The organism is Chitinivorax sp. B, from assembly GCF_005503445.1.
Taxonomy (GTDB): Bacteria; Pseudomonadota; Gammaproteobacteria; order Burkholderiales; family SCOH01; genus Chitinivorax.
On record NZ_SCOH01000108.1, the window covers coordinates 1 to 3687 of the forward strand.

A 3687-nucleotide genomic window follows, 5' to 3' on the forward strand; every position below is an offset into this window, starting at 1 on the left:
TCGGCATTGGCATCGCCCAGTACATAGCGGGTGCTCGCTACCCAGCGGCCCAGCTCGATTTCCTTGCCTTTGCTCAGCCCAGCGGCGCCTTGTTGCCACAGCGTGGCCATCGCCTGCCCGTCGTCACGCTTGACCACGCTCAGCAGGTCCGACTTGCCATCCCCATCCAGGTCGCCGATCAGGTATTGCGCATCCGCTTGCCAGCGGCCCAACACCACGCTCGATCCTTCGCTGTAACCGGCACCGGTCGCCAGCCATTGCTTGGCCACCGCATCCCCATTGGCGTCATGACGGATTTCCAGTAGATCCTGCCGGCCATCGCCGTTGAAGTCGGCATCGTAGAACCGGCTGTCCTGCAGCAGGCTCAACGGCAGGCCCGGGTGGTGCAGGATCTGTTGGGTCTGGAAACGTTCGATTTCACCCAAGCCCGGGGTGGCATCGTAGATGCGGCTGCCGGTGACCCGGCCCAGTGCGTCGTACTGGGTTTCCTCAACCACGCCTTGCGGGTTGAGGGTGAACACCAGTCGGTCGTTGGCGTCATAGACATAGCGGGTGGTGGCACCGCTGGCGTCGATCTTGCGGGTCAGGTTGGACTGCGCGTCATACTCGAACTGGGTGATCAGTTTCAACCCAGCCGGGTCGATGATGGTGGCCTGTAGCCGACCCAGTGCATCGTAACGATGCTGGGTCACTTGGCTGGCCTGGCTGCCTTGTCCCTGGATGATCTTGACTTGTTTGCCGCGGCCGTCCCATTCGAAGCGGGTTTCCTGGCGGATACCGGCCGGGTCTTTGATGATGCGCCAGATCTGGCCCTTGCGGTCGTAGTCGGTCTGCAGCTGTCGGCCATCGGCATCGGTTTCGGTGATGCGCTGGCCAAAGGCGTCGTAATCGTAACGGGTGGTCAGCTTCAGTCCATCTGGGTCGACGGTCTTACTCAATACCCGGCCGACGCTGTCGTAGGCATAGCGGATGGCCTGGCCGGCGGCGTTGGTGTCCAGGGTCAGTTGCCCCAGCGGGTCGTACTGTTGGTGGCTGGCCTGGCCCAGGGCGTTGCTGACCCGGGTCAGTTGGCCATTGCGGTTGTACTGGAATTCGGTGAATTGGCCACTACCATCCTGAATGCGCAGGCTGTCACCATGGCGGTTGCTGCGGGTGATGGTGGTGATATTGCCCGGCAGGGTCTGGGTCAGTTGCCGCTGGCTGGGGTCATAGCGATAGCTGCTGACCTGGTCCAGGGCATTGGTGATCCGCACTGCCCGGTCCCAGGCGTCGTATTCGAAACGGGTCTTGCCACCCACCGGGTCGGTCTGGACCAGGATGCGACCCAAGCGGTCGTATTGGTAGTGGGTGGTGTGGCCATTGGCATCGGTGTGGCTGACGCGGCGGCCAAAGCCGTCGAAGCGGTCCTGGCTGACCAGGTTGAGGCCGCTCGGGTCCTGGTAACTGGCGATCCGGTGGCCTTGCGCATCATAGGCGTAGCGTTCGCTGACGGTCTGCTGGTCACCGAGGTCACGGGTGACGGACAGCACTTGGCCAAAGGCGTCATAGCTGTGTTGGGTGACATAGCCCAGCGCATCGGTGGTGGCTGCCAACAAGCCCGCGCTGGTATAACGGTAACGCACCAGGCGGTCGCGTTGCGGGTCGGCCAGGGTGCTCAGGCGGCGGCTCAGTTCGCCCTCCACCAGCCCGCCGTTGAGGCCGGTCAGGTTGAGGCGTTGCGCGTATTGCAGGCTTTCCTGCAGTTGCCCCAGGGTGTTGTAGCGGTTGACGCTGACTTCGCCACGGGCATTGATCACATGGGTTTGCCGACCGGCGGTATCGTAGTAGTACAGGGTGCGCTGCCCGTGGGCATCGGTTTCACTCAGGCGGCGGCCCGCCAGGTCATAACTGTAACGGGTGGCGTACTGGGTCCAGATCTGTTCGATTTCGGCCGGGGTGGTGGCGCTCAGCAGCCGCTGGCTGCCTTCGCCGTCCAGTTCCGCCAGCAGGCGGCCGGTGGCGTCGTAACGGCGGCTGAGCTGACGGCGGTCGTCGCTGTCCGCTGCCACTTCCTTGGCCAGCAGGTTACCGGCGGCGTCATAGCGGTAACGGGTGACGGTGCCTTCGGCATTGATGGTCTCGATCAGTCGGTCTTCACCATCATAACGATAGCGGGTCTGCCGGTCGTCACTGCTGGCGGTTGGACGCAGTTGTGCCAGCTCGGTCTGGCCGGCCTGGGCACGGTGTGCATAACGGGTTTCGCTGAGTTTGTTGCCCGCCAGGTCGTAGCGCCATTCAGTCAGGTAGCGTTCCGCATCCAATTGGGCGATCAATCGGCCCTGGCCATCGTAGTAGCGGTATTCTTGCAGGTCGTCGGCCTGCGGGGCCGGTAACAGTTCATTCAGCGGTTTGCCGGTACGCCACAGGCCATCTTGGGCCAGCAGGCTGGTGGCAATCGGTTGCGCATGACGGGTGGTCTGGAGCAGGCGACCTGCGCTGTCATAGTGGTGGCGGGTGGCAAAGCCGGCAGCATCGAAGCTGGCCAGCAGCAGGCCATCGGCGTCGTAGACGTAACGCTGGATACGGTCCTGGTGGGTGGCACCCGGCGAGGGGACCTCATTCAGGCGCACTTCGTCGTCGCTGGAGCGGACCGGACGCAGGCTGCTGGTGTCGATCGCTTGGGCATAGCGAATGCTGGCCAGTTTGCGGCCCGCGCCGTCATAGCGGTGTTCGGTGACTTGGCCGGCATTGTCGATTTCCTGCACCAGTTGTCCCGCCTGGTCATAGAGCCACCATTGGTGACGGTCGGCCGCGCTGAATTCGGAGAAGGCCATGCCCACCTGGGTGATGTCGACCAGCAGCGGTTTGCCGTCGCCATCCACCCATTCGCTGACCGGGGTACCGGCGGGGTTGGCAAAGGTGAGCTGGTGGTTGAGGCGGCCGGCGTGGTCATAGTAGTAGGCGGTCACTTGGCCGGCGCTGTCGACTTCGCCGTTCTTGCGGCCGGCTTCGTCATAGAAGAACCAGCGGTGTTGACCGGTGGCGTCTTCCACCACCCGCAGTTGCCCGGCCGTGTCGTAATAACGGCGTTCATGACCCAGGGCTTGGCCGTTGGCATCGGCCTGCACCACCTGCACCAGGTCGCCTTGCGCGTTGTAGTGACGGGTGGTGACCAGGCCATGGGCGGTTTCGATGCGGATCTGATGCGCTGCATCATCATAGCGGGTCCGGGTCAACGCGCCATTGGCGTCGCGGCTCAGCGTCAGGCGGCCCAGGCCGTCGTACACAAAGTCGCTGTAGAGGTCGGTGCTCCGTGGGTCGATCTGTTTCAGCAAGCGGCCGCTGGCGTCATACACATACTGGGTCCGGCTGGCGGTGGCCACCACCCCATTGCCAGCAGCATCGGTCGCCGCATAGCGGGTTTCGCTGGATAACTGGCCACGGAAGTCGTACGCGTAGTCGGTCCGCTCCAGGCTTTGCAAATTCTGTGCCGCTCCCCAGCTTTCCAGTTGGGTCAGGGTCGGGTCGGTCTCGGCGGCCAGGGCGGTCAGGTCATAGCCGGCAGCCCGGTAATGCAGGCTGCTCAGGCGTTGCCCTAAGGCGTTGTAGCGGTGTTCGATGACGCGGCCTTGTGCACTGAGGTCGAAGCGCAGGTGGCCCTGGGCGTCATAGACATAGCGATGCACGGCCGGCTGGCCGACTGCAGCC

General features: G+C 63.7%; 1 pseudogene. It reads right to left on the bottom strand.

What is annotated here, in order from left to right:
* Window positions 1–3687 (bottom strand): annotated as a pseudogene (locus tag FFS57_RS24395) (hypothetical protein); the annotation flags it as partial.